The 24762-nt window shown below is 65.3% G+C and carries 20 protein-coding genes; 10 read left to right on the top strand and 10 right to left on the bottom strand.

Annotation, left to right across the window (positions count from 1 at the left end; genetic code table 11):
• Nucleotides 1-57: 57 nt before the first annotated feature.
• Nucleotides 58-939: an N-acetyl-1-D-myo-inositol-2-amino-2-deoxy-alpha-D-glucopyranoside deacetylase gene (gene mshB / locus ADBZ9O_RS10535; RefSeq protein WP_526530914.1), complete on the bottom strand. Its 882-nt coding sequence runs from the start codon at nucleotides 937-939 to the stop codon at nucleotides 58-60.
• A gap of 97 nt (nucleotides 940-1036) precedes the next feature.
• Between mshB and ADBZ9O_RS10530 the strand changes: the two genes are divergently transcribed.
• Nucleotides 1037-2308 (top strand): chloride channel protein, encoded by a 1272-nt coding sequence (locus ADBZ9O_RS10530; RefSeq protein WP_526530912.1) that lies wholly within the window; start codon nucleotides 1037-1039, stop codon nucleotides 2306-2308.
• A gap of 749 nt (nucleotides 2309-3057) precedes the next feature.
• Nucleotides 3058-5562, top strand: a complete 2505-nt coding sequence (locus ADBZ9O_RS10525) for a beta strand repeat-containing protein (protein ID WP_526530910.1) — start codon at nucleotides 3058-3060, stop codon at nucleotides 5560-5562.
• A 104-nt stretch (nucleotides 5563-5666) separates the two neighbouring features.
• Here ADBZ9O_RS10525 and ADBZ9O_RS10520 read toward each other — a convergent pair whose 3' ends face one another.
• A complete protein-coding gene (locus ADBZ9O_RS10520; protein ID WP_526533039.1) occupies nucleotides 5667-7574 on the bottom strand; it encodes an ABC transporter family substrate-binding protein in 1908 nt (635 codons plus the stop codon).
• 20 nt (nucleotides 7575-7594) lie between these two features.
• On the bottom strand, nucleotides 7595-9505 hold the full coding sequence (gene typA / locus ADBZ9O_RS10515; RefSeq protein WP_526530908.1) for a translational GTPase TypA: 1911 nt from the start codon (nucleotides 9503-9505) through the stop codon (nucleotides 7595-7597).
• A gap of 65 nt (nucleotides 9506-9570) precedes the next feature.
• Between typA and ADBZ9O_RS10510 the strand changes: the two genes are divergently transcribed.
• The gene (locus ADBZ9O_RS10510) at nucleotides 9571-9738 is read left to right on the top strand and encodes a hypothetical protein (RefSeq protein ID WP_526530906.1); all 168 of its coding nucleotides are present in this window, start codon (nucleotides 9571-9573) and stop codon (nucleotides 9736-9738) included.
• A gap of 82 nt (nucleotides 9739-9820) precedes the next feature.
• Nucleotides 9821-10093 carry a hypothetical protein gene (locus ADBZ9O_RS10505; RefSeq protein ID WP_526530904.1) on the top strand — a complete coding sequence of 91 codons (273 nt, stop codon included), beginning with the start codon at nucleotides 9821-9823 and terminating at the stop codon, nucleotides 10091-10093.
• Here ADBZ9O_RS10505 and ADBZ9O_RS10500 read toward each other — a convergent pair.
• From ADBZ9O_RS10500 to ADBZ9O_RS10490, 3 genes are all read right to left on the bottom strand, one after another.
• A complete protein-coding gene (locus ADBZ9O_RS10500; protein WP_526530902.1) occupies nucleotides 10090-10479 on the bottom strand; it encodes a (deoxy)nucleoside triphosphate pyrophosphohydrolase in 390 nt (129 codons plus the stop codon). The two genes, ADBZ9O_RS10505 and ADBZ9O_RS10500, sit on opposite strands and share 4 nt — an antisense overlap.
• Nucleotides 10480-10536: 57 nt before the next feature.
• The gene (locus ADBZ9O_RS10495; protein ID WP_526530900.1) at nucleotides 10537-13857 is read right to left on the bottom strand and encodes a hypothetical protein; all 3321 of its coding nucleotides are present in this window, start codon (nucleotides 13855-13857) and stop codon (nucleotides 10537-10539) included.
• A 213-nt stretch (nucleotides 13858-14070) separates the two neighbouring features.
• Nucleotides 14071-17205 carry a hypothetical protein gene (locus ADBZ9O_RS10490; RefSeq protein ID WP_526530899.1) on the bottom strand — a complete coding sequence of 1045 codons (3135 nt, stop codon included), beginning with the start codon at nucleotides 17203-17205 and terminating at the stop codon, nucleotides 14071-14073.
• Between the two features lie 283 nt (nucleotides 17206-17488).
• Between ADBZ9O_RS10490 and ADBZ9O_RS10485 the strand changes: the two genes are divergently transcribed.
• Nucleotides 17489-17782: a 4a-hydroxytetrahydrobiopterin dehydratase gene (locus ADBZ9O_RS10485; RefSeq protein WP_526530898.1), complete on the top strand. Its 294-nt coding sequence runs from the start codon at nucleotides 17489-17491 to the stop codon at nucleotides 17780-17782.
• Here ADBZ9O_RS10485 and ADBZ9O_RS10480 read toward each other — a convergent pair.
• Nucleotides 17718-19043, bottom strand: coding sequence for a mannosyltransferase (locus ADBZ9O_RS10480; protein ID WP_526533037.1), 1326 nt, complete (start codon nucleotides 19041-19043; stop codon nucleotides 17718-17720). The genes ADBZ9O_RS10485 and ADBZ9O_RS10480 overlap by 65 nt on opposite strands.
• A gap of 107 nt (nucleotides 19044-19150) precedes the next feature.
• Between ADBZ9O_RS10480 and ADBZ9O_RS10475 the strand changes: the two genes are divergently transcribed.
• Complete coding sequence (locus ADBZ9O_RS10475; protein WP_526530897.1) at nucleotides 19151-19771, top strand: hypothetical protein; 621 nt, start codon at nucleotides 19151-19153, stop codon at nucleotides 19769-19771.
• Between the two features lie 31 nt (nucleotides 19772-19802).
• Nucleotides 19803-20840 (top strand): Rv1157c family protein, encoded by a 1038-nt coding sequence (locus ADBZ9O_RS10470; protein ID WP_526530896.1) that lies wholly within the window; start codon nucleotides 19803-19805, stop codon nucleotides 20838-20840.
• 4 nt (nucleotides 20841-20844) lie between these two features.
• Here ADBZ9O_RS10470 and ADBZ9O_RS10465 read toward each other — a convergent pair whose 3' ends face one another.
• The 3 genes from ADBZ9O_RS10465 to ADBZ9O_RS10455 all read right to left on the bottom strand — a co-directional run bounded on the left by ADBZ9O_RS10465 (nucleotide 20845) and on the right by ADBZ9O_RS10455 (nucleotide 22782).
• A complete protein-coding gene (locus ADBZ9O_RS10465) occupies nucleotides 20845-21507 on the bottom strand; it encodes an HhH-GPD-type base excision DNA repair protein (RefSeq protein WP_526533035.1) in 663 nt (220 codons plus the stop codon).
• Between the two features lie 48 nt (nucleotides 21508-21555).
• The gene (locus ADBZ9O_RS10460; protein WP_526530895.1) at nucleotides 21556-22107 is read right to left on the bottom strand and encodes a hypothetical protein; all 552 of its coding nucleotides are present in this window, start codon (nucleotides 22105-22107) and stop codon (nucleotides 21556-21558) included.
• A 102-nt stretch (nucleotides 22108-22209) separates the two neighbouring features.
• A complete protein-coding gene (locus ADBZ9O_RS10455) occupies nucleotides 22210-22782 on the bottom strand; it encodes a hypothetical protein (protein ID WP_526530893.1) in 573 nt (190 codons plus the stop codon).
• 330 nt (nucleotides 22783-23112) lie between these two features.
• Between ADBZ9O_RS10455 and ADBZ9O_RS10450 the strand changes: the two genes are divergently transcribed.
• The 3 genes from ADBZ9O_RS10450 to ADBZ9O_RS10440 all read left to right on the top strand — a co-directional run bounded on the left by ADBZ9O_RS10450 (nucleotide 23113) and on the right by ADBZ9O_RS10440 (nucleotide 24285).
• Nucleotides 23113-23430 (top strand): hypothetical protein, encoded by a 318-nt coding sequence (locus tag ADBZ9O_RS10450; RefSeq protein WP_526530891.1) that lies wholly within the window; start codon nucleotides 23113-23115, stop codon nucleotides 23428-23430.
• 199 nt (nucleotides 23431-23629) lie between these two features.
• Complete coding sequence (locus ADBZ9O_RS10445; RefSeq protein WP_526530889.1) at nucleotides 23630-23830, top strand: hypothetical protein; 201 nt, start codon at nucleotides 23630-23632, stop codon at nucleotides 23828-23830.
• Nucleotides 23827-24285 carry a hypothetical protein gene (locus ADBZ9O_RS10440; RefSeq protein ID WP_526530887.1) on the top strand — a complete coding sequence of 153 codons (459 nt, stop codon included), beginning with the start codon at nucleotides 23827-23829 and terminating at the stop codon, nucleotides 24283-24285. Before ADBZ9O_RS10445 ends, ADBZ9O_RS10440 begins: the two co-directional genes overlap by 4 nt.
• Nucleotides 24286-24762: the final 477 nt, after the last annotated feature.

Here is a 24762-nt window from a genome sequence, read left to right as displayed (position 1 = left end):
ACCCGGACTCGTCGGCGGGGCTGCAGAGGGGGCAGCCCCGCCGGCGCTTATCGGTCGCTACAGGCCGGCCAGGAGATCTGTCTCCCAACCCTTGTCATCGCGTGCGCCCGCTTCACCCCGGACCAGGACATAATGCTCGCGGCCCAGAACCGGCAGCGCCAGATTGTTGGACAAGGCGCAGGCCCGGCCCGTCGGCCCGACCGTCACCTGCGTCGCATGGGCGGCCAGCGCCGCGGTCTTGGCGCTCAGTACGTGCGTCGCATCGATGACTGCGGTGATCACTTCATCGGCCCACCCGCGTTCACCGGCGCCGGTGGCCAGTTCCCAGCCGGGTTGCAGATCCCGCTCCTCGAGCTGGGCGGCAGCGGCTTCGAACGAACTGGTCGCCATCACCGTCCAGTAGAACTTCGGCACGGTCCACGGCGAGCCGGGGTACTGCTCCCCCTCGGCTGCTTCCACCGCGGCGGTGGTGATCTCGTGGGCCCGGATATGGTCCGGGTGCCCGTAACCGCCGTCCGGGTCATAGGTCACGACGACGTGCGGCCGCAACTCCCGGATGATCGAGACCAGCGCACCGACCGCCTCAGAATCGTCGGAATCGACGAATCGCCGCGCACCCGAACGCGCTTCGGTGCCCGCCATCCCGGAATCTCGCCAGTGTCCAGCTCCACCGAGAAAGATCGGGTCGCCGATCCCCAGCGCGCGCAGGGCGGCGGTGAGTTCTGCGATCCGGTAGCCGCCGAGTTGATCAGCACCGTCGACGGCGAGCTGTGCCCAGCGGTCGCCGATCACCTCACCCTCTTCGCCGAGCGTGCACGTCACGACGTTTACCTCGGCGCCGAGTGCCGCGTAGTGCGCGATCGTGGCACCGTTGTTCAGGCTTTCGTCATCGGGGTGGGCGTGGACGAAAAGCAGCCGAGGAGAGCCGTCTGACAGCATCGGGCCACCCTACTCAAGTGGGCTCCGGCGGGCTTTCTCTCACCGGCGGCAGTCCTGAACTACGACGGTTCGGCTGCCGCTGCCATAGATTCAGCCGGTGACACGGCGCCATCTCGAATACGGCTGTGCAGTGGTCTTGATCGGCATCCTGGCCGGGCTGGCGGGGGCAGCGACGACATTGTTGTTGCACGGCGTCGAACACCTGACTTACCACTACTCATTCGGCACCTTGCTGGACGGTATTTCGCAGAGCAGCCCGGTCCGACGCGCCCTTGGACCGATGGTGGGTGGCGCCCTGGCCGGCTGCGGTTGGTGGTTGTTGCGACGCCGGACCGTGGTGCCAGCCCTGACTCAGGTCATCAAGCCAGGTCAGCGGTTCCCGCACATGACAATGAGCATCGATGCCGCGCTGCAGGTACTGACCGTCGGGTCCGGCGCCTCGCTGGGGCGCGAAGGTGCGCCCCGACAGTTCTCCGCCGCCCTCGGCGATCTGGGCATATCGCGCTGGATGACGACCGGTTCCAAGCTGGGGTCGACGATGGGCTCGCTGACGCCGCGAGACCGTGAGATCCTGCTCGCCTGCGCGGCCGGGGCCGGACTGGGTGCGGTCTACAGCGTGCCGATCGGGGGCGCCCTCTTCGCGGCCCGAATCCTGTTGGGTTCCTGGCACCCTCGCGTCCTGGGCACCGCATTGATCACCTCCAGCCTCGGTGTCGCGGTCGCGTCGCCGGTCACCGGTGACGCCACCCCGCTGGCGTGGCCCGATCCGAGTCTGTCCTATCTGCTGACCGCATTCGCCGTGCTGCTGGCCCCGCTGGCGCTGGCTGCGGGGCTGCTGTTCAACCGGTTGATGTCGATCGCCCAGCCCAAGCAGGTGCGTACGTCGTGGGTATTGATCCCCGCCATCGCCGCCGCCGGACTGCTGGTCGGGATCTGTTCGCACTGGTTCCCCGAATTACCAGGGAACGGCAAGAGCATTCTCACGGTCAGCCTCAACAGCGGAATGACTCTGGGTGCCGCCGCCGTGATCCTCCTGCTGAAACCACTGCTCACCGCGGCCTTCCTGCGGGCAGGAGCCGTCGGAGGGATGCTCACTCCGTCGTTGGCCACCGGCGCCGCACTCGGCTCGGTGATCGCTTTGACCATCGACACCTGCACGGATCTGACTGTCAGCGTGCCCGCGCTGTCGTTGGCATGCGCGGCGGGGGTTCTCGCCATTACCCAACGCTCCCCGGTCTGGGCCGCGATCTTCGTCTGGGAGTTAGCCCGCCCGCCCTGGTGGCTTTTGGTGGTATTCCTCGCGACTGCCACCACCGCGCACGGCCTGCGGGTGCTCGGCGAGCGTAGGCATGGCGACACTGCCCCATGACCCGGCGGAGCAAATAGTCGCACCGCATTGTTTAGCTCCGGGCAACATGGGGTACAGGGGTCAGTTAACGATTGATACCTGAGACAGAGCTGAGCTTTACCTGAGCAGTATTTGTAAAGCTGCACGCGACAACCTAAATCGTTCTCAGGAAACTTCCGACACGCCGACAACGGCTTCCATGTCGCAACTATGACAATTCTGCCAGGCGAACCGTGGCGCCTTCATTCAGCAAACTACTTACACATGGGCTTGTTGGTAACTGGAACCAAGCGATCCAGTTCCCTGCGCCACGGATGTCGGGGCCCGATGGGCATCTCGGAAAAGTCGGCGAAGCGCAGCACATCGACCCTGCAGCACAAACTGGCACACGTGCAACATCAGTCACAGGGTTGGAGCTTGCGCACGACGTCGCCAGCTCAGCTAATTAGCCATGCACAACATCTCGATGCGGCCGGGCGCTCCGCCGGTGCGGATCCCGAATAGGTCGACTTATGCCAGCGAACTTTGCTAGCAAATCAGCAATCGCCTTCTTGGATCATTGCCAGCAATAAATCCCAGTTCAAAGACTGGTTTTCAAATATTTGACGCGAACGTCAGCAAACGATTTTTTTTGATCTTGGACTTGTTCTCGCCCTGTTTTCGCGGTTACGGTTCCATCACGTCGGGGTTGCAACAGCCGCACCAGCGCACTTATCAGAGGGGTCTTCATGGAAGTTTCAGTTCGTTCATATCTCACGGCAGGCGTAGCTATGGTCGGAGCCGGAGCGATCGCTTTGGCCCCGCTTCAGCTCTCACCGCCCGACATCCAGCTCCACGCCGGTCATCCCGTAGTGGCGGTCGACAACATCGAGCTGTCCGCCTTCACCCCCTCCGATATTGCGGGCGCCGTCGGCCTCCTGATCACTGGCGGGTCAGTTGCCTTCAATCAGGGCCTGGCCAGCACGAACACCGGTATCGCCCAGGGACTCGGGACGGTCCAGGCGGTCTCGTCGACCGCTCTCGGCACGACGTCGGCGATCAATTCGACCCTGACCCAGTACGGCTTGGCCGCGCTGCAGGCCGTTGCGGCCGACCCGACGAACCCGGCGAGCTTCACCACCGCGATGGGCATCCTGGTTCAGGGTGGGTCCTTGGCGGTCAACCAGTCGTTGGCTGGTACGAACACCGGCGTCAGCCAGGGCTTGGGCGGTCTGGCGACCGTGACCAGCACCGCGCTCGGCGGAGTGTCCGCGATCAACAGCACCCTGACTCAGTACGCCCTGCTGGCGCTGAACCTCTTGACCTCCCCGGCGGAGGCCATTGCGGCCACACCGGCCGCCATCGCCGCCGCCATCCCGACTGCCGCTGCGCTGGCGCTGCCCACCCCAACCGATATCGGCTCGGCCCTGGGCCTCCTGCTCACCGGCGGATCCCTGGCATTCAACTCGAGCCTGGCCACCACCAACACCGCTATCGGCCAGGCACTTGGTGGAGTGTCAGCCGTCACCAGCACTGCCCTCGGCGGCCTCTCGGCGATCAACACCACCCTGACGAACTCCGGCCTCGCCGCGTTCGGTGCGGTGGCGGCCAATCCGCTCAACCCGGCCAGCTACGCTGCCGCGCTGACCTTGCTGGTCACCGGACACTCGACCGCGTTCAATCAGGGTCTGGCCAGCCTCAACACCGGAATCGGCCAGGCGCTGGGCACGGTGTCGGCTGTCGCCTCCACCGAACTGGGTGGAGTTTCAGCGGTCAACAGCATCCTGACCACCTATGGGCTGGCCGCACTGGGAGCGCTCACCGCGCCGCCAGAGGTCACACCCGTGGCGGACGCCACCGCAACTGTTACGGCGGCTGTCACTCCGGCGGCCGACGTCACGGCCACAGCCTCCGCCTCGGCGCTGGTGATCCCGGGACCAAATGACGTCGCCTCCGCGCTGGGCATCCTGATCTCCGGCGGTTCGACCGCCTTGAACCAGAGCCTGGCCACCCTCAACACCGAAATCTCGCAGGGCTTGGGCGGTTTGGCCGCGGTCACCAGCACCACTCTCGGTGGCGCTGTCGCGGTCAACAACCTGCTGACGAACTACGGATTGCTGGCCTTGGGTTCGGTCGCAGCGGCGCCGCTCAACCCGGCCTCCTACGCGACGGCGCTCGGACTGCTGATCACTGGCGGATCACTGGCATTCAACTCGAACCTGGCCACCATGAACACGGCCATCGGGCAGGGCCTTGGCACGCTGCAGACGGTCACCAGCACCGCGCTCGGCGGTATCTCGGCGGTCAACACCACGCTGACCAACACCACGCTGGCCGCCCTGGCGGCTCTGTTGACGCCTCCGGTGACCACCACGAGCACGCTCGCGGCAGCCACCACGAACGCGCTGGCAGTACCGACCGCGGCGGCCTCTGCTCTGGGCATTCCTGGCCCGGGTGATGTGGCGACGGCGCTGGGCTTCCTGATCAACGGCGGCTCGACGGCGTTCAACCAGAGCCTTGCCGGCATGAACACGCAGATCAGCCAGGGTCTTGGCGGTCTCGCCGCATTGACGAGCATCGGACTTGGCAGCGCCGCAGCGACGAACACCACCCTGACCGCGGCCACCCTGGCTGCGCTCAACACGGTTGCGTCGGCTCCGCTGAATCCGGCGAGTTACGTTGCGGCAGGGGCGATCCTGGCCCAGGGCGGCTCCACGGCCCTGAACCAGAATCTGGCCAGCCTCAACACCGGTATCGCAACCGGGCTCGGCACATTGGCGGCCGTCACCGAGACCGGTCTTGGCACAGCTGCAGCGGTCAACACCACGTTGACCACTGCCAGCCTCAATGCGCTGAACGCGTTGACGAATCCGGCGAGCACCACGCCGACTCCGAACGCAACGACGTCACTGGCCGCAGCGAAGGTGGCCGACAACTCGACGAGCCTGGCCAAGGTCGCCGACCCGTCGACACCGGCCGCCAGTGCGGTGACGACACTGTCCGTGCCGAAGGCCCTCACTGCGGCGCCGGCACCGACGAAGACGAAGGCTGCAACCAAGGCCACAGCGGCCGCCGATTCGTCTACGTCAAGCACTGACAGCACCACCACCAAGGCCGACGCACCCACCAAGGCCGACGCCCCGGCCAAGGCGGATTCGCCCACCAAGGCCGATGCCCCGGCCAAGGCGGACAACCCGATCAAGAAGATCCGCGATCAGGTGAAGAAGGCAGTCGGTGCAGACAAGAAAGCCGACAAGACGTCCGCGAAGTCAGCGGGCAGTGGCGCCGACAAGTAAGTAGTCGCTACCGGCCAAACCTCGGCCCCGCTCTGGAATCTTCCGGAGCGGGGCCGAGTTTTGTTCAGAGACGGTTTGTTTCACGACTGACGTGGCGAACTCCGCTACGGAGTCTTGGCCCAGTTGCCCGCATCCCCGACGATGCCGACCGGCACTGCGCCGGTCAAGCTGACGTTCTGCACGGACGGGCCAGCGGCGACAATCGTGGTGTCCTGCAGGATCGGCAGTACGGTTGACATGTTCCACAGCCGGGGTTCGACCGCGGTGATGACATCGTTGATGTTCATCGAACCATCAAGTGCCCCATCGATATTGGGCTGAATACTACGGTCGCAGATCCCGGTCAGGTTCGATGGCGCCATCACGAGTTCGCCGGATTCGGGCGCAGGCACCGGCGTTGCGGTTCCGGTGGTCGCAGTCGTCGTCGCGGCACCCGTTGAAGATGGCGCCACCGATGTCGTCGTCGGCGTCGGCGTCGAACCGGGGGCGGGGGCCGGTGATACGGCCGTCGCTTCCAAAGCCGGGCAGCCGTAACGCGATGCCAACAACGTCGCCAAGTCACCGCCGGCGCTGTGCCAGCCGACGATCGCATCGACCCGATTATTGGCCAGCGCATCGCCATAGAGCACAACGGGATCCAGCGCCGAGACCGACGCCGCGATCCCCACATTGCGAAGTTGATCGGCCGCGGTATTGGCGACGGCCACTGATGTCGGGTCGTTTGAGGCAACCCCGAGCACCAGCGACAGTTGCTCGCCGTCCTTACTGATCCGACCGCGAGTGACCTCAGGCGGCGGCGTCGGCGTGCTCGACGTCCGCGAGCCGGCCGACGGGGCCGGTGACGTCGACGAGGTGGGGGTATCCCGATCGATGACGTAACCGGCCTGCGCCAATAGCGCGAGCGCGGCGTCCTGCGTCATCGCCGGCGGCGCGGTCGGCACATAACCGGGATCGGATGGGGACCGGACCTGCGCTTGAGCCAACGTGACCGTGTTGTCGCTGCCCGCGCCAACCGCGGCCAGCAGATCGACATCGAGCAGGCCGAGCAGCGCCTTGCGGACCTGGGGATCGGTGAGTTGCGGCTGCTGGGCCCGCAGCAGTAACTGCATGACACGCGGTGTCACGATGCGTGCGGTCCGGACATCGGGGATCGCCGAGAGCTGCGCGAATGCCGCCGCGCCGCCGTGCACCTGGGCGACCTGGGTATCGCCGTTGCGGATGGAGTCGGCCAGCGCAGCGGGTGCGCCGGCGCGGCGGAAGAGGATCTGATCGGGCTGGGCCGGTTGACCCCAGTACCGGTCATTACGGGCCAGCAGAATCTCATCGCGCTGCGGATCGATGCTCTCGACCCGGAACTGTCCGCCGGTGACCGGCATCGCTCGGGCCAGCCCGGCCAGGAAGCCGCCGGGCACATCTTTGACGATGTGGGCAGGCACGATGTCGTTGAACAACTCCCGCCAGGCGGGGTATGGCTGCGAGAACGTGACGACAGCGGTCTTCCCGCCGTCGATCGACTGCACGCCGTTGATCAGGTCATAGCCCGCCGGATCGACCACTCCGGGCTCACTGACCATCTGCCGCCACAAATACCAGAAATCGTCGGCGGCGATCGGCGCGTTATCCGTCCACTGCGCCTCGGGCCGGATCTTGTACGTGACGGTGAAAGGGTTTTGGCTGGTCACTTCCGCGGAGTCCAGCAGGGTTCTGTCCAGTTCCCAGCGTGATCCCGTCGGGCTGGCTGGATCCGGCACCGGCCGAAACGACGATGGCAACACCAACGCACTGATCGCGGCGTTGACCGGCGACTGATCGGAGAGCAGATGCGGATTGAATCCGGCGCCGATGGCGTCGATACCCATGATGATCTGCGTCGCCTTGGCCGGCGGCGGCGGTGTGCTCTGGGTGGTCTCCGTGCTTTGCGGCGCCGGCGGCGGGCTGACCGTGCACCCCGCCACAACCAACACCACGCCGATGTTCAGCAGCGGGCGTAATCCGGTCGGCACGCCCTTCAGCGTATCGACCAGCTTGGGGCTCAGCCTTGCGCCTTGGCCCTCGCCTTGCTGCGGGCCCTGGCCGTCGCATTCAGCTCCGCCTTGCGGACGCGGACGATCTCGGGCGTCACCTCGACGCATTCATCGTCGCTACAGAACTCCATGGCCTGTTCGAGGTCGAATTCCAGTGGCCTGTCCAGGGTCACGAAGACGTCGGCGGTCGCCGAGCGCATATTCGTCAGCTTCTTCTCACGGGTCACGTTGACGTCGAGGTCCTCAGAGCGCGGGTTGATCCCGACAACCTGGCCTTCATAGGTGTCATCACCGGGTTCGACGAAGAACTGACCACGATCGGAGAGCTGGATCATCGCGAACGGCGTCACCGTTCCGGTCCGATCCGAGACCAGCGAGCCGGTGTGGCGGGCGCGGATCGCCCCGGCCCACGGTCGGTAACCGTCGAACACCGCGTTGGCGATACCGGTACCGCGGGTCAGCGTCAGGAAGTCAGTACGGAAACCGATCAGCCCACGGCTGGGCACGATGAAGTCCATCCGGACCCAGCCTGCGGCGTGGTTGGCCATCTCTTCCATGCGGCCCTTACGCGCGGCCATCAGCTGGGTGATGGCGCCGACGAACTCTTCGGGGCAGTCGATCGTCATCGCCTCAAACGGCTCGTGCAGCTTGCCGTCGATGGTCTTGGTGACCACCTGCGGCTTGCCGACGGTCAGTTCGAAACCTTCGCGGCGCATCTGCTCGACGAGTACGGCCAGCGCGAGCTCACCGCGGCCCTGGACCTCCCACGCGTCGGGTCGGTCGATATCGACGATCTTGACCGACACGTTGCCGATCAGCTCACTGTCCAAGCGGTTCTTGACCATTCGCGCGGTCAGCTTGTGACCGGAGACCTTGCCTGCCAGCGGCGAGGTGTTGGTGCCGATCGTCACCGAGATGGCCGGTTCGTCGACGTGGATCCGCGGCAAGGCGTGTGCGTGATCGGGATCGGCGAGGGTGTCGCCGATCATGATCTCGGGCATCCCGGCCACGGCGACGATGTCACCGGCGATGGCCTCTTCGGTGGGCTGGCGCGTCACGCCCTCGGTCGCAAGCAGTTCGGTGATCTTCGCGTTCGTGACGACGGGCAGGCCGTCGACCTCGCGCATCCACGCCACGGTTTGCCCCTTGCGGAGCTTGCCCTTGTAGATGCGGATGAGTGCGAGTCGGCCGAGGAACGCCGACGCATCGAGGTTGGTCACCAGCGCTTGCAGCGGTGCTTCTGGATCGCCCTGCGGGGCAGGGATGTGCTCGAGCAGCACGTCGAAGAGCGCGTCGAGATTCTCACCCTCGGGGTTCTCGCCGTTGGCGGGCTCGACCAGGCTGGCGATGCCGGCCCGGCCGGAGGCAAAGAGGACCGGCAGGCCGAGGGCGTCCTCGGCGGCTTTCTGCGCTTCGTCGTCGAGGTCAGATGCGACGTCGAGCAGCAGGTCATGGCTCTCGGAGACCACTTCGGCGATCCGCGCGTCGGGTCGGTCGGTCTTGTTGACCACCACGATCACCGGCAGGTGCGCAGACAGCGCCTTGCGCAGCACGAACCGGGTCTGCGGCAACGGCCCCTCGGACGCGTCGACCAGCAGCAGCACCCCGTCGACCATGGACAGACCGCGCTCCACCTCGCCACCGAAGTCGGCGTGCCCCGGGGTATCGATGACGTTGATGACCGTCATGCTGCCGTCGGGGTGGTGTCGGTGCACCGCGGTGTTCTTGGCCAGGATGGTGATGCCCTTTTCCTTTTCCAGGTCACCGGAATCCATCAGGCGCTCGACAGAGTCATCGCCGCGATGGGAAAGGGCGCCGGACTGCCGCAGCATCGCATCGACCAGGGTTGTCTTACCGTGGTCGACGTGAGCGACGATGGCGACGTTCCGAAAATCAGACTGAAAATCCACGTCAACCATTGTCGCAGTGCAAGTACCCGATCACGAAAACGGCATGAACGACCGAGAGGCAAGACCAGCTCAGCGTGAAGTATCCCGATCTGACCGGCATCAAGCCGAAGAAGAAGTGTTGCCGTAGTAAGCCGCGCTGCAAGCGCTGCCCGCTGGTATTGCACAAGGTGCACAAGGCAGAGCTGTTAGGTATCCGCGGCAAGGAGCTGGAAAAGGTCTTCAAGCGCGCTCGAAAAGCGTGATGACCTGGTAGAACGCTGTGACCTCCCAGCTTGGGGAGCGTACCGTCGTGGTATCCGTCGGACGTGTCTGGAGGTCCCCATCATGACGGTTTACGAAGTTCTCACAGTCGTCGTTATCGCCGTGCTTGCCACGGCTGCCACTGCCGCGATCTACCTGGGATTGTTGAATTGGCTGGGCGCATTGTTCATCGTCCGGTGTGCCGCGTGTCACCATTTGACGCTGTCTTCGACCAACCTGGCACAGCCGTCTTGCCTGCATTGCCGACACCCGGTGCTGACGCATCCGCTCTACGCGGCGCATCACCTGGGTCAGACGTCAGCCGTCCGGGTGGTGGGTGACCGGCTGAAGTACTAGCCGGCCAACGCTGCGGTCAGGTCTGGCAGCCACGCGGTATCAGCGGGCACCCATGGCAACGCACGCAGCTCGCCGAGCCGCACCCAACGCAGTGCCCGGTGATCGTGCGGGTGCAACGTGCCGCCGGTCTGCGTGACGAGATAGGCACGCAGCGTCGCGGTCGGGCTCAATGCGACATCGACGCCCAGTTGGGCGCCGACCATCACATCGACGCCGAGTTCCTCACGCAATTCGCGGATCAGCGCCGCCGCGTCGCTCTCCCCAGGGGCGACCTTGCCACCGGGCAATTCCCAGAGCCCGGCCAGCTCCGGTGGCCGCTCACGTTGAGCCACCAGCAGCGCCGACTCGATGATCAGCGCCCCGGCGACGACAATCTGGGTGGGCATGGCGCGTCACGCTACCGACCGCCGGCCCGCAGTAGATACATTCGTCTGCCCCGACGGCTATGTTGCCTTCGAGACCGCGACTGTCAGGTAACCGTTGGTCTGCCACGCGCTCATGAAGGCACCGAGCGTGACCGGCTCGCCCAGCGGGTATTTCTTGACCACTTCTCCATCCGAGTTCGTGATGGTCTGCCCCTGGAACGCAGGTCCGCTGTCGTTGAGATACACGATGCCTTTTTGGAGGTCCACACCGATCACCGCTACCGCGTGGTCGGAATTGGTGTAATTGGGGACTCCCGGCTCGTTATTCTGGCCTTCGACGGCGGCCCAGATGATGGTGCTGTTGACCGCGACCACCGCCCCATTCCCGTTGGCCAGGATGGCTTTCAGATCATCAAGCGCCCTCTGACCGTCTTCGGGCGTGGAGACTTTTACCGTCTCGCCGTCCTGCTGGTAGGTCGATTCGTAGATCTTGACATCGGTATCGACCCCGTAGTTGGCCTTGAGCAGCGCCGCCAGGTCCTCGTAGGTGGCGCCGTCTTCGATGTTCTCGTCTAAGAACATCTTGGAGCCCGGTTTGGAAATGCTGTTGGTGATCTTGGCCAGCCCGACGATGTCGGCTTCATCCGGCTCAGTTCCGGTCACCTGACCAACCGCCATTGCCCCGGCGATGAGCACACAGTTGTAGTAACTCTGCTTCACCCACCATTTCTGGTTCAGTGCCGGATTGCCGTACGAACCGGTTCCGGCGATCTTGACGGTGATGGTCTCGGTATGGGTGTCGGGTTTGGCCAATCCCATCTGGATGGCCCAAGCGTGCAGCGCGCTCTGCACCACGCCCGCCAGCCCGGGTAGCTGGGCACCGACTCCGTTGTCGACGGTCACCGTGAACGAATCGGTGATACCGGGTGTCACCAGCGTCGAATCAACGGTGTAGGTGTATTTTCCGGTCGCCTCATCCAGGACAACCTTGCCGTACTTTGGTTCACCACTGAGGGTGTAAGTGACGCCAAAACCATTGTTGCTCTTGGCATTTACGTCACCAGTGACCAGCTTCGTGCCCGCGGCGTTTGAACTTTGGTTCGGGTCCACACTCGGGGCATGGTTGAAGAAGATGTAATTGAGCTGCGCAATGAAGCCAGACAATGGCGACTGTTCGGCAGCCGCGGCTGTGACACCACTCGACGACGCGCTGACCGCTTGCGTCGCCGGCGGGGGTGTCCCATTGTCGCCGCTAACCCCGTACGCACCCTTGTTGCCCGGAGTGCCTGTCTCGGCGGCGGAACCGCCGCCGCCTCCCTCTCCGCCGGAGCCGCCGTAGCCGCCGGCTCCACGTCCACCGCCGGCGTCGATGCCGCCATCACCACCATCGCCGCCGGCGCCTCCGGTGGCGCCGTTGCTGCCGTTGGCTCCGGCGCCACCGATGCCGCCCTCACCACCGTCGCCGCCGGCCCCGCCTGGTCCGCTGGTCTGGGTGGCTGAACCGGCCCCGCCATTGCCGCCCGCGCCGCCGGTCCCGGCCGCGCCGGCCGCTCCTGCGATCCCGGTGGGGTTGGTGGAGTCGTTCGGGTTGTAGCCACCCGTGCCGCCTCCGCCTCCGGTGCCGCCGATGCCGCCATTGCCGCCGGATGCGCCGGGCGCGACGTCGGTGCCGGCCCCACCGGTACCGCCAACACCGCCGTTACCGCCGCGTCCCCCGGCGCCACCGGTTCCTGAAGGCGCTTTCGTGTCGCCACCCTCGCCACCGTTACCGCCCTTGCCGCCCACGCCACCGGCGCCGGTGTCACCGGCTTCGCCGTTGGAGGCGAACACAAAGAAGTAGCGGCCCGTACCAGCCGAGCTACCGCGGGCACCGCCGACGCCGCCGGTACCGCCGCTGCCGCCATCGCCGCCGACCAGCCCGGCATCTACGGTGACCGGTTCCCCTCCATTAGCGCCTTTACCCCCGTTACCGCCTGCTCCGCCGGCGCCACCATCCCCGGCGTCGCCGCCGTTACCGAGGACCCAGCTGCCCGAGCCCCCGTTCCCACCAGTGCCACCGGCACCACCGGCGAATCCGTCACCGCCGTCGACCGGACCACTGCCATCGCGCGTTCCGTTCGTGCCGACTCTGCCGGTCTGGCCCAGACCACCGTCGCCGCCGTCGCCGCCCCTACCGAGGAGGGCGAGCAGCCCGACACTGCCGCCGTTGCCGCCATCACCGCCCGCATAGCCGCCTTTTCCGCCATCGCCGCCATTGCCCGACCAGAGGCCGCCGTTGCCGCCGGCACCGCCCTTGCCCCCGACACCGCCGGTGCTGGTGTTTGCCGGACCTGCACCGCCCACACCACCGGCCCCGCCGTTGGCAAAGACGGACAGCAGTCCGCCGCTGCCGCCGTTGCCCCCCGTGCCGCCGTTGGTGGCGCCGCCGCCGTCACCGCCATTGCCTGCGTTACCCGATATCGACAGCAGTCCCGTGTTGCCACCACGACCGCCGGTGCCGCCGGTGGCACCCTCGGGGATTGCGTTCCCGCCGGCGCCACCTTGGCCGCCGTTGCCATACAGCGACCCGCCATCACCGCCGCTGCCGCCGCTGGCTCCCACGGTTGCAACATCGCCCAGCAGATCGCCGGCCGCACCGCCAGCACCACCGTTGCCGACCATGCCGGCCGAGCCGCCCTTACCGCCTGCGGCTCCGTTCGGGGCCTTGGCGCCCGCGCCGCCCGCACCGCCGTTGCCTGTCAACCAACCACCGGCCCCGCCGTTGCCGCCGGTACCGCCGTTTACCGCGGCCTCTCCGGCCCCGCCGTCGCCGCCGTTACCTATGGCGCCGGCCGCGCCACCATTGCCGCCGTTGAAACCGTTACCCCCGTTGCCCAGCAAGCCACCGTTACCACCGGTGCAGGAGGTCGCACCGGTGCACGTCGCTGCGGTCCAGGAGTAGCCATTGCCGACGATGACCCCGCCGTTGGGGTTGGTCGCGGTGCCGTCACCGAAGAAGAAGCTGATCGGATCGGGCGTCGCCGCGATCGAGTTCGGTACCGCGGTCACCGCAGAGCGCTTGGCCGTACTGACGGTGGAGCCGCCCGACGACGAAACCTCACTGGTCGGCCGGGGACGGGACTTCACCTTGGCCGAGCCGGCCTGCCCTGTCGACTTCGACGGGCCGGCCGCCGCCGAGTTACTCGACGCGCTCGAGTCCTTCGCACCGGCCGAACCGCCGGTGTCAGCCGAAGCCGCGGCAGGCATCGAAGCCAGCGCGGCGCCAACACCCACGGCGATCGCCGACGCGCCGACCCACGTCAAGACGCGCGAATTACCCAGTGCCCCAAGCCCAAACTCGACGCGGTTCAACCGCAGTCCACGAACGTGAGCAGATTTCGTCGCAAAGGCAGAACTCATGTTTCTTCACTCCCCCAGGAATCGCGGCCGGCAACCGTGCCGCAGCCGATCCGCGCACGCCGCAGCAAAGCGAGCATAAAACTTATTGACGCATACGTCAGTAATTCACTTCATTTGTCGAACTCACATCAGAGAAGGCGATGCCCTGTCCATGACCGCGGATCGTCGGCTCGGCGCGATTTGCCCGCCGAGCCGACGGCCCGAAGCCCCGCCTTAGGCGGCGATCTCAGCCCCGCCGGACACTGCCGCCGGCTTGCTGACAACCGTGAGCTCGTACTTGCTGGCCTGCCACCCGGTCAGGAAAGCGCCCAACGACACCTTCATGCCCTTACCGATGTAGTCGCCCTCAGTATTGGTGGCCGAACTGTCGTTGACATACACCCAACCGTTGGCCGCATCCACCGCGATGACCACAATTTCGTGGTCCAGAACGGTGTAGTTGGGGTTGGTGACGGTGGACGCTCCGGGAACCGAATTCCAGATCCCGCCGATAGCAACGGTCGTCATCGTCGCGTCTCCGTTGGCCAGCGAGGCCTCCAGTTGCGAAAGTGCCGCCGTGGTATCCGTCCCGTAATGGGTGACGGTCGCATTCAGGCCGTAGTACTTCTGCAGAAGCACAGCAGCGTCCTGCATCCCCACGCCCTCGGAAATATCCTCGCCCAAGTACATTTTGCTACCCGGGTGGGCGACGCTGTTCGTGGTCTTGGCGAGCCCGACGATCTCCTTCTCAGTCACTGTCTTGCCGGTGAGCTGCTGGATTGACGCGGCCGTCGCCATCAGCGCGCAGTTGTCGAAGTGCTGCTCCGTGGCGTACTGCGCGTTGGCCACATCGCCATACTGGCCGTCGCCGGTGACCTTGACGGTGACGGTTGTCAGGCTGGTGTCGGGCTGGGATACGCCCATCTGGACGGCCAGGTAATGCAACGCACCCTGTAACCCACCCAACAGCCCGGGCAGCTGTGCACCGGATCCGTTGTTCAAGGTGATGGTGAAGGTGTCGGTAATCCCGGCTTGGGCCAGACCGGTGCCTGGCGTGTAGGTGTACTGCCCCGTGGCTTCGTCAAGCTCCACGGTGCCGTACTTGGGCGGCGTCGACAGGGAGTAGGTCACTCCGTAGCCGTTATGGCTGGTGCCGTAAACGGTCCCGCCGATCGTGCCCTGCCCGGTCTGCGGCTTCTGGCTGTCGTACCCGGTGGGTGCTTGGTTAAAGAAGATGTAGGTCAGTTGGGAAGAGAGATCCGACCACAGCGACTGCAACGTCACCGGCGCTGCCGCCTGCGGAGTAACCGTCGCCGACACCGACGCCAGCGCGGTCACTGCTGCGCTGGCACCAGAATCTCCTGGCTTTCCGTCTACGCCCGCGCTGCCACTCGTGCCTTTGCTGATCGGGCCGTAGCCGCCGACCCCGAGCGCACCGCCGTCGCCGGCAGTACCACCGTTGCCACCTCCCGCGCCGCCGTTGACACCGCCTGCGCCGCCGTCACCGCCGTTGCCACCGTTGCCACCATTGCCACCGTTACTCCAACCGTTGGCGCCCGCTCCTGCGGCACCGCCGTCGCCCCCGGAGCCGGCGTTACCGCCGACATAGGTCGAGTTCCCGGCACCTCCGGAACCGCCGTCACCACCGACGCCGCCGTTACCGCCGTTACCGGCCGTGCCACCCCAACCTGAGGGGCCTCCTGCAGCGCCAGCACCGCCGTCACCCCCGCCACCGGCAGCACTACCGGTAGCGGCACCGCCAGCCCCACCGCGACCACCTGCCCCGCCAACTCCGCCATTACCGCCGCTTGCTGCACGGTCTTGGGTATTGCCCGCCGCGCCGCCCTTACCGCCGGCACCACCTTTACCGCCCCAACCGTTGGTGCCGTCCGCGCCGGTCGACGAGATCACCAAGAAGTACCGACCGGTGCCGCCGGCACCGCCGTGAGCACCACCGTCACCACCGACGCCGCCATTACCGCCGTTGCCGCCGTCCGGGGCATCGCCGGTTTGGACACTCGCAACGTTGAAACCTGCACCGCCCTTGCCGCCCGCGCCGCCGCCCCCGCCGTCACCGCCTTCACCACCGGTCCCGAATATCAGGCTGCCCGCGCCGCCGTCGCCGCCACTGCCACCGGTGCCGCCGGGCGAGCCATCGCCGCCATTGACGCTTTCTTCGGTGCCATTGACGCCTGGGTTGCCCTCCTGCCCCCAACCGCCGGCACCGCCATTGCCGCCCCTGCCGAACATCGACAGCAGCCCGACGTCACCGCCGCGGCCGCCGTCGCCACCGCCGACACCGCCGTCACCGCCGATACCGCCGTTGCCCGACCAGAATCCGCCGTTACCACCCTTGCCACCGTTACCGCCGTGATCACTGCCGTAACCCTTAAATGGGCTCACTCCCCCGGCACCGCCGGCACCGCCGGTGGCCGACAGTGACAACAATCCGCCGCTCCCGCCAGCGCCGCCCGCGCCACCGTTGGTCGCTTGCCCGCCGGCCCCACCGGCGCCGCCGGTGCCTGAATACGACAACAACCCGGTATCGCCACCGCGGCCGCCTGCACCGCCGGTGGCCCCGTTCGGTATCGCACTACCCCCGGTGCCACCGGCACCTCCATTACCGGTCAGCAGGCCACCGCCGCCGCCCTTGCCACCGACACCGCCGGTGACAGTCAGGTCGACACCGTCCACGGCGACACCGCCCGAACCACCGCTACCGCCATTACCGAAGAGCAAACCGCCGTTGCCGCCGTTACCGCCGGCGCCGCCGTTGACTCCGGCCAGGCCAGTGCCGCCGTTACCGCCGTTACCGGCGATGCCGGCAGCGCCGCCGTTGCCACCGTTGTATCCACTACCTCCGTTACCGAGAGCTCCGCCGTTCCCGCCGGTGCAGGCGGTGGTGCCGGTGCACGTCGCGGCGGTCCACGAGTAACCGTTGCCAACAAGGATTCCGGCGTTGGGATGCTCTGCCGTGCCGTCGCCGACGAAGAAGCTGAAGATTGGATCGGGAGAAGCCAAGACAGCGGCCGAGTTTGGGGCCGCGTTCACCGCGGCGGCAGAGGTGACTGCCCGCTTCGATGCGCCGGCGGTGGAACCCCCCGACGATGACACCGCGCTGGATGGTCCGGGACGGGACTTCGCCTTGGCCGAGCTGGCCTGCCCTGTCGACTTCGACGGGCCGGCAGCCGCTGAACTGCTCGACGCGCTCGAATCCTTCGCACCGGATGATCCACCAGTGTCGGCCGAGGCCGTAGCCGGCATCGAGGCCAGCGCCGCGCCGACACCCAAGGCGATCGCGGATGCACCCACCCAGGTCAATGCCCTCGAATTACCCAGTGCCCCAAGCCCGAACTCGACGCGACTCATTCGCAGTCCAGCCGAACGCCCCCGAATGTGGGCAGCCTCCATCGCAACGCCTGTACTCAATGTATTTTCACTTCCCCTAGGAATCGGACCGGTAACAGCTTCGCGGTCGAGACCCGTCAACCTCTCAGCAAACGCAGCATAGACATAATTGACGGTTATGTCAGAGGTTCGATTCATTTCGAACGCAATAATCCACGTCGTGTCGCCTGGTGTTAACCGTGGCGTTTCCCGCCTGGTATCGGACGGGAGTTTGGGCAGACGCCACACCGGGGACAATGACACGATGGCCGTGTTAACCAATGACGAAGTGGACTCCGCTACCAAAGATCTGAACGGATGGGAGCGCGCCGACGGTGCGCTGCGCCGGTCGATAACGTTCGACGCTTTCCTCGAAGGTATCGACGCCGTGCGCCGGGTAGCCGAGCATGCCGAAGCCCAGGATCATCATCCCGATATCGATATCCGTTGGCGGACAGTGACTTTCGCACTCGTGACGCACTCAGAGGGCGGCATTACCCGCAAGGATGTGGCGATGGCGAAGGAGATCGACGGGATCGTCGACCAGCTGGGAACCTGAGCGGCGCCAACGCGATCCACCCCAGGGTCAGCAGCGTCGCGACGATGTAGATGAGGCCGGCCCAAGCCAGGTACCAGGGTCGCGAAATCTGCCAGATGGTGGGCTGAGCGAAACTCAACAGCCATGGCACACCAATTCCGGTCAGCACCAGCCAGCCCCAGCCCAAGATCCGCGCCTCGGTCAGGTACCGGTAGGGCCCCTGGATGAGCCAGATGATCAGCGGTACCAACCACACCCAGTGATGCGTCCAGGAGATCGGCGATAGCAGCAGACCGAACAACTGCACGACGATGATCGAACCCAATCGGTCGGGCTCGGAACTATTGACGGCCCGCCAGGCGAAGAACGCCAGCACGGCCGTGACCGCAACCGCGCCGAGGACCAACGGTCCGAAGCCGGCGTCGTAACCGAGGATCCGCGATATGCCGCCGCGCCACGACTGGTTGAACGATGTCCCGATCGGTCCGACGCGGCTGGCGTCCCCGAGCAGATCGGTGAAGTAGTAACGACCCTGCTGACCGACGATCAACACCGACACGCCAATTGTCGCCAGGAACACGACGGCGGAGAACACCACCGCGCCCCAGCGCCGGGCACCGACGAAATAGAGTCCGCTGACCGCCGGTGTCAGTTTGATACCCGCGGCCAGGCCGACCAGCAGACCCGACAGCCACCATCTGCTGCTGGACACCGCCCACAGCACCATGAGCACCAGCACCACGTTGATCTGGCCGTAGTCGAAGGTGCTGCGTAGCGGCTCGATCCAGATCGACGCGGCGGTCCACAGCATCGCCGAGCGCTGGCCACCTTCGATACCGAGCAGTCGCTGACTGACCCGCACCACGCCGTAGAGCGCAGCGATGATGCCGACCTGCCAGGCAAACGCCACGACGCCGAACGGCAACAGATGCAGCGGATAGAACACCAGCGCGGCAAACGGTGGATAGGTGAACGGCAGCGGGAAGTCGGGCGTCTGATCGGCGTAGACGTAGTCATAGAGCGTGCCCGCCCGGTTGAGTGCCTCCGCACCGCCGATGTAGACGTGTAGATCGACGAAGTTTGCGCCGTTGGGCACGAAGTACGTCCAGCCCAGCCGCGCCGCGATACTCGCCGCGAGCAGTAGCGGGGCCAGCGCAGTCAGCCGGCGGACGGTCGTGTTTATTTGCTCGACTCTATCGACCGCATGGGCTCTGCGCTCCGAGTGGCACCCCGGCACCGGCGCCGTGTCGCAGGGGCGTCGAGGCGGTGCCCACATCACCATCGCCCGTCGGAACCGTAACGGTTGGATAAATGCCACACGTGTCACTTGAGTAACTCCAGTAACAACGTACGTTCGGGTCATACCGCTATCGAGGAACTGGGAGAGTCATGTCACGCACCAAGAGCCTATTCAGTGCAACCGCCATTGTCGTGGGCTCGTCGGCCGCGCTGCTGACGGGTGGAATCGCCAAGGCAGAGCCCGCTCTGCCGCCAAGTCCGACCATCCCCGGCATCAACATCATGGAGCAGTTGATGGACCCGGCGAAGGCACCTCAGCTACTGCAGCAGGCCAGCGCAATGCTGACCGGGCTGAATGCGACTTCGGCTGCCACACCGTCAATCCCGGCTTCGGCGCTACCTACCCTGGGTACCGCCTCGCCATCGCTGGCAACTGCCTCGGTGAACCTGCCTCAGCCGGCCGCAGCCCTGCCCGGCGTCCTGCCGGGAGCCCTGCCTGCCGCCGCCGCGGCACTGCCCGGCGCCGCCCTTCCCGGTATGCCGGTAACCGCGGCGGTCCCCGCCCCGGCCGGCCTGTCGACGATCCCCGGACTGCCCGTGCCGCTGCCGGCAAACCTGCCTTTCCCGACGGATCTGACGGCCCTGTTCCCGGCTGCCGGACTCCCCTCGCCCAACCTGGGCAGCAACCCGGTGTCGCCGATCGGGACAGCGCCCGTCGCCGCCCCCATCGCGCCGGTGCCGGCACTGTTCCCCGTGTCCGCATTGCCCTGATCGACCCCTCACCAGGATTGGACGTTTGTTGATGTCGACCAGGACGCTGTTTGCTACCACCGCCATCGCGATGGGTTCATCGGCGGCACTGCTGTTCAGCGGTATCGCCACCGCTGATCCGGCAGCGCCAAGCCCGATGCCGATCGACGGGCTGACAGCTCCTGGCCTACCAGCCGTGCAGTCCCTGAGTCCGGCAATCCAACAGGCCGCCGCGGACCCGAGCAACGCCGCGTCGATGCTGATGGCGGCCGCGGCGGCGTTCGCGGGCAACCAAGCGGCTCCGGCCGACTCGCAGGGCCTGGCCAGCGCCGTCAGTCAGTTCGTGTCCGATCCTGCGGCGGCCGCGGTGATCACGAAACAAGCGGCGGTTCCCGGGTCTACCCCTGCGCCTCTGGCGAGCGACGTGCACGTCCCGGCGCCCGGGGTGATCCCCGGCATGGAGGCTCATCTGTTGCCAGGTGTGGATCCGGCCCATGCGGTCGGCCCGGTCATCACCACCCCGGCACCCGCTGCGGCCACCGCCGCCACCCCGGCTGCGCCTGCCGCAGCCACCCCGGCCGCGCCGGGTGCAGATATCAGCCCGGTGGCAGCCTCAACGCCGTCCCCGGGCGGCGCGACCTCCACCGGGCCCAACACCGCGCCTCCCGGCTACGCGCCCGACACGCCACCGACGCAGGACTTCATGTACCCGTCGATCGGTAATGGCTGCTTGCCCGATGGTGGAAACGCCCTCGCCACAGCCATTTCGGTGGCCGGGCCCGCGAATATCCCGACCCCCGGTCCAGCCGCCGCACAGACCGCATACGTGTTCACCGCGGTCGGCACATCCGGACCCGCCGAGGTGCAGAAGCTTCCGTTGAACGTCACCTGGGTCAACCTGACCACCGGCAAATCGGGCAGTGCCACGCTCAAACCGCGCTCCGATATCAACCCGCAGGGCCCGACCACGTTGACCGCGGTGGTCGACACCGGTTCCGGCAGCATCATGTCGACGATCTTCGGCCAGGTCACCACGACCGATAAGCAGTGCCAGTTCATGCCCACCATCGGCTCGACGGTGGTGCCGTAAGGCCCTAGGCCTTGGCTTTCGCGGCCGCCTTCATCTGCTTCTTGTGACTGCGCACCTTGTCCAGTGACGCCTGGTCGCGGATATCGGCGACGGAGACGAACGTGCCCTTCTTGCCGTAATCGCCGGCGACCTCTTCCCAGCCCTTGGCCTTCATGCCGTACTGCTTACCGAGCAGGGCCAGGAAGATCTTCGCCTTCTGATCGCCGAAGCCCGGCAGCTTCTTGAGCCGGATGAACACTTCCCGCCCGTCGGGGTTACCTTCGGTCCACACCGCGGCGGCATCACCGTCGTACTCATCGACGATGATCTGCGCCAGCGCCTGCACCCGTTTGGACATCGACCCCGGAAAGCGATGTATGGCAGGCGTTTCCGAGCAGAGCGCAACGAACTTGTCCGGGTTGTAGCCGGCGATCAGCTCGGCGTCGAAACCGCCGATCCGGTCGGCGATCTTCTTGGGGCCGGCGAATGCGACTTCCATCGCGATCTGCTGAGAAGTACCAACACATTGTAGATCCGCTGCCATGCGGTCGGCAATCTTCTTCGGTCCCCGGAAGGCGACTTCGAGGGGAATCTGTTGATCCAGCATCATTCCCACAAGCAGGGCGAACGGGCTCTCAGACAGCAGTTGATCCGCGTCAGGGTCCTGAGCTATGCAGAGCTTCGGTATCGGCATACCTGCATTTTGCGCCTCCGCCAAGTGGTTGAACACGCCGAGTCAGTCGACCCGCCGGTGTCCGAGCTCAATTGCCACCTGATTGCCGAGAGCTTCACGCGTAGCGCGCTCCTCTTTCTGCAGTTCGAAGAATCTACCCCTGGGGCTGTGCTCTACCTCGTGCTCAAGGCCCATCTTGATCAGCCGATCTTCCTTGATCAACTTCAGTACCACGGTCCGCCAGCGATCAGCGCACGCGAGGACTTCTGTCGATCCGAACGCCTTAACTAGGGCATCAACACGCGCCTGTGCCTCTAGCGTCGGCAACGGGGGCACTGGCGCAGGTGGGTGGGTGTCGAAGAGCGGGTAGGAAATCTGCGCCCAATGCCCGGTCTGCTCGGCCACGTCGAGAAGCTCAATGTAAGCGTTTTCTAGTCGCTGTTGCTTTCGCTCCTGGCCGGCGAGCATCCGCTGGTGAGCGAAAGTGTCCTTCGCAACCTTTTCGGCGTGATCTCTACCCTGTTTACCGCTGTACCAGGTCAAAGTCAGCCCGACTACGCCAACCACCCCAACGCCAACCGCCGTCGCGACCGGCGGCACCCATTCCCACGCCATACGCAGATTGTCCCCTGCGAGGTGTCAACCGAGATATATGGGGGTTTACCAACACCGTGAACGGCGTTCTGCCCATAACCAATGTCGTAACGGTGTCAAGTTTCAGTCATCTTGCGGGGGATCCTCACCGAACTCGTCAATCCAGCGTCGCCGGTCGGCTTCGCTCATGGAATCGAGGAACAGGCGGTGTGCCACACGCACGCCTTCGGGGGTCAACTTGCCGCCGACACGACCGTGCCCGCCGGCAAATAGCCCTACCTTCTTCGCCTTCCATAGGTGCCCTTTGATCGTGCTCGGATTCTTGCCGATCAACTCGGCTAGGTATTCGGACGGGTGCGCCCTTCCACGTTTGACTAGCTCGATGTATTCCTCGCAGAGGCGCACCAGATAGTTGGTCGTCACTCCGACTGCAAGCAATTCCCGGAGCCGTCCACCTGTGCTTTCGTCCTGAGATCGGTTCTGGTCACGCGCCATCTCGAAGAACCCGGCAAGCTTGGCCGCTGCTTTCTGAAAGTCAACGTCGCGGAGGACGGTCGAGGACAGTCCGCCTGGCGGTGGGTTGTCTGGATCGACCGGCTCTATGACGAGCCTTACTGGCCCGCCGGATTCAGCACCCTCCGGCCACTCCATGAGTACCGACCACTCGCCCAGCTTCTCCTTGTACGTCTCTCGCATGCACCCATCGTACAACCCGATCGGACGAAACAGTGTTGCCAAAACAGTTTGGTCATGGTTTGATTGGCATCGTCAGAGATGGCGACGCAACAAAACAGGGAACTCGGGCAGTACCGAAGCGGGGCCGGGACCTCCTACCGAATAGCAGGGACCACCACAGATATGGGGCGAGTAGCGACCGCCCTACACCGCGAGCATCGACTGCCGTCAGCGACGGGGACGCGAGGTAACCAGATGGTTCGACATGCAGGAGAGCAAATAAGTGCTTGACGACCCGATAGGGCCAACCCCGGCAGCGGGTATCAGCTGCCAAAAACTAAGGGAGAGATCATGACTGGAACTCAAACCGCCACCGCCGGCTTTGCTCACGTAGCAGTCGCCGACGTTCTGACGTGGGCAGCGAAAGCCGCCGGATGGGAAGTGTTAGCGCTCGATGACGAGACCGTAATCGCCACCCTGACGACCTACAACGGAGTTCGACACGTCGTCAGCATCAAGCCGACCGATACCGACTTCCCCGCACGCAGGTCGATCAATGACGCGCCGACCGATGCCTCAAGCCAGGTGGAGACGGTTCTGGGATGGCTGATCAAGCCGGCCATCCTGAGCGCAGAGCTGCGTGGATCAGAAGGCGAATTCACCTACTAACTCTGAGCCAATGAGGCGCGGGAGCCATCGCCGGGAGGCAGACGGCACCCCCCCTCTATTACCAAACAACCAATCATCAAGATAGGAAACGAATTTGGCCACATCAATAGCTGACACCAACACCGCTTCACTACCAGGCCTATTCCCATTCGAGGCGGTCGAACCGTGCTTTCTCATCGCCACGGGCGACGCAGAACGCTTGGAGGTTCTGCGGAGTCCTCTTGTCCGCGAATCGGATTCGATGTACGAACCGGTGCGCCGGTTCATCGCGCAGTACGGTCTCGCGCTCTCCGCGCGGGAGAAGTTCGAAGATGACGATTGGATGTTCGGCGAGGTTGAGGTGTCGGTGTACGTCCCGCCAGCCTCACGGTCCGCAAGCTACGCCAGGTTGACTGCGTGAGCATGGACCTTGATTACGCCGACTTCTGCGACGGTGGCGGTTCAATGTCGACACGCCGCTACAGCACGAGGCTTCCGTTCAGCATGTACAAGCTGACCGAGGAGTTCAGGCAGAAGCAGATGCTCAAGCCGCAGCTCGACACCAGAAACCCCAACGGAACCACGATGAAGCGATGGGAGGTGCAGAGAGGCACCTGCATCGAGATGCGAGGAACCCGATGGTGGTTCGGCCAGTGTGCCTGCGGATGTTGGATCTACTCCGAGCGCGACGCGTCAGCCCCGGAGTTCCGAGGGAAAAGGAACGCTGGGCCTAGAGGCCGGTGGCCCAAGTTCTGCGCCGGGTGTCGTGAACGGCGCGAGCAAGAGCGCGCCGACAAGGCGCGTCGAGGGATGGCACGGCTACGGAGAGATCCATCGTCTAGGAAACGTGACTTCGAGTTCCGCGAGCGGTTCTGACCTCGAAGATTGTTAACAGTTACAACATTAGATAGTGAGCGGGTAGAGATCCCCCTCGCTGCGTGTCGCCCCTGTGGTCCTCCTGGCCTTATCTGTTGAGCGCCGCTCTAGCGGTCGGGTCATGTCCCGGCCGCTCAGACTTCTATCTATACAGAGCACCCCCGATCCGGTTGGGGTGCTGTTCTTTTTCACCGAACCCCTGTTCAAACAGATTGGAGGTATCACCTCATGGACAACGCATGCCCACACGGGCACGCGATTGAGACAACCGCTGACCGCGACGCCGACGGTTGGTGCAAGCAGTGCCGAAAGTCGAAGAACGTGACGTATCGAGGGCGGCAGCGGGCAGCGTTGGAGCTGGCGCTCGCCCTGGAATCGCACGGAGTGCAAGTAACCCGATCCGAACCACCGATAAACCTGCAACGGCTCGCCGCCTTACTGGCGGCAGGAATCACCGCACAGCCAGAGACGCTGCCG

This window comes from Mycobacterium sp., assembly GCF_965229105.1.
In the GTDB taxonomy this organism is placed as follows: domain Bacteria; phylum Actinomycetota; class Actinomycetes; order Mycobacteriales; family Mycobacteriaceae; genus Mycobacterium.
Note: the sequence above shows the minus strand (reverse complement) of the source record. Positions and strands in the feature narration are given on the sequence as shown.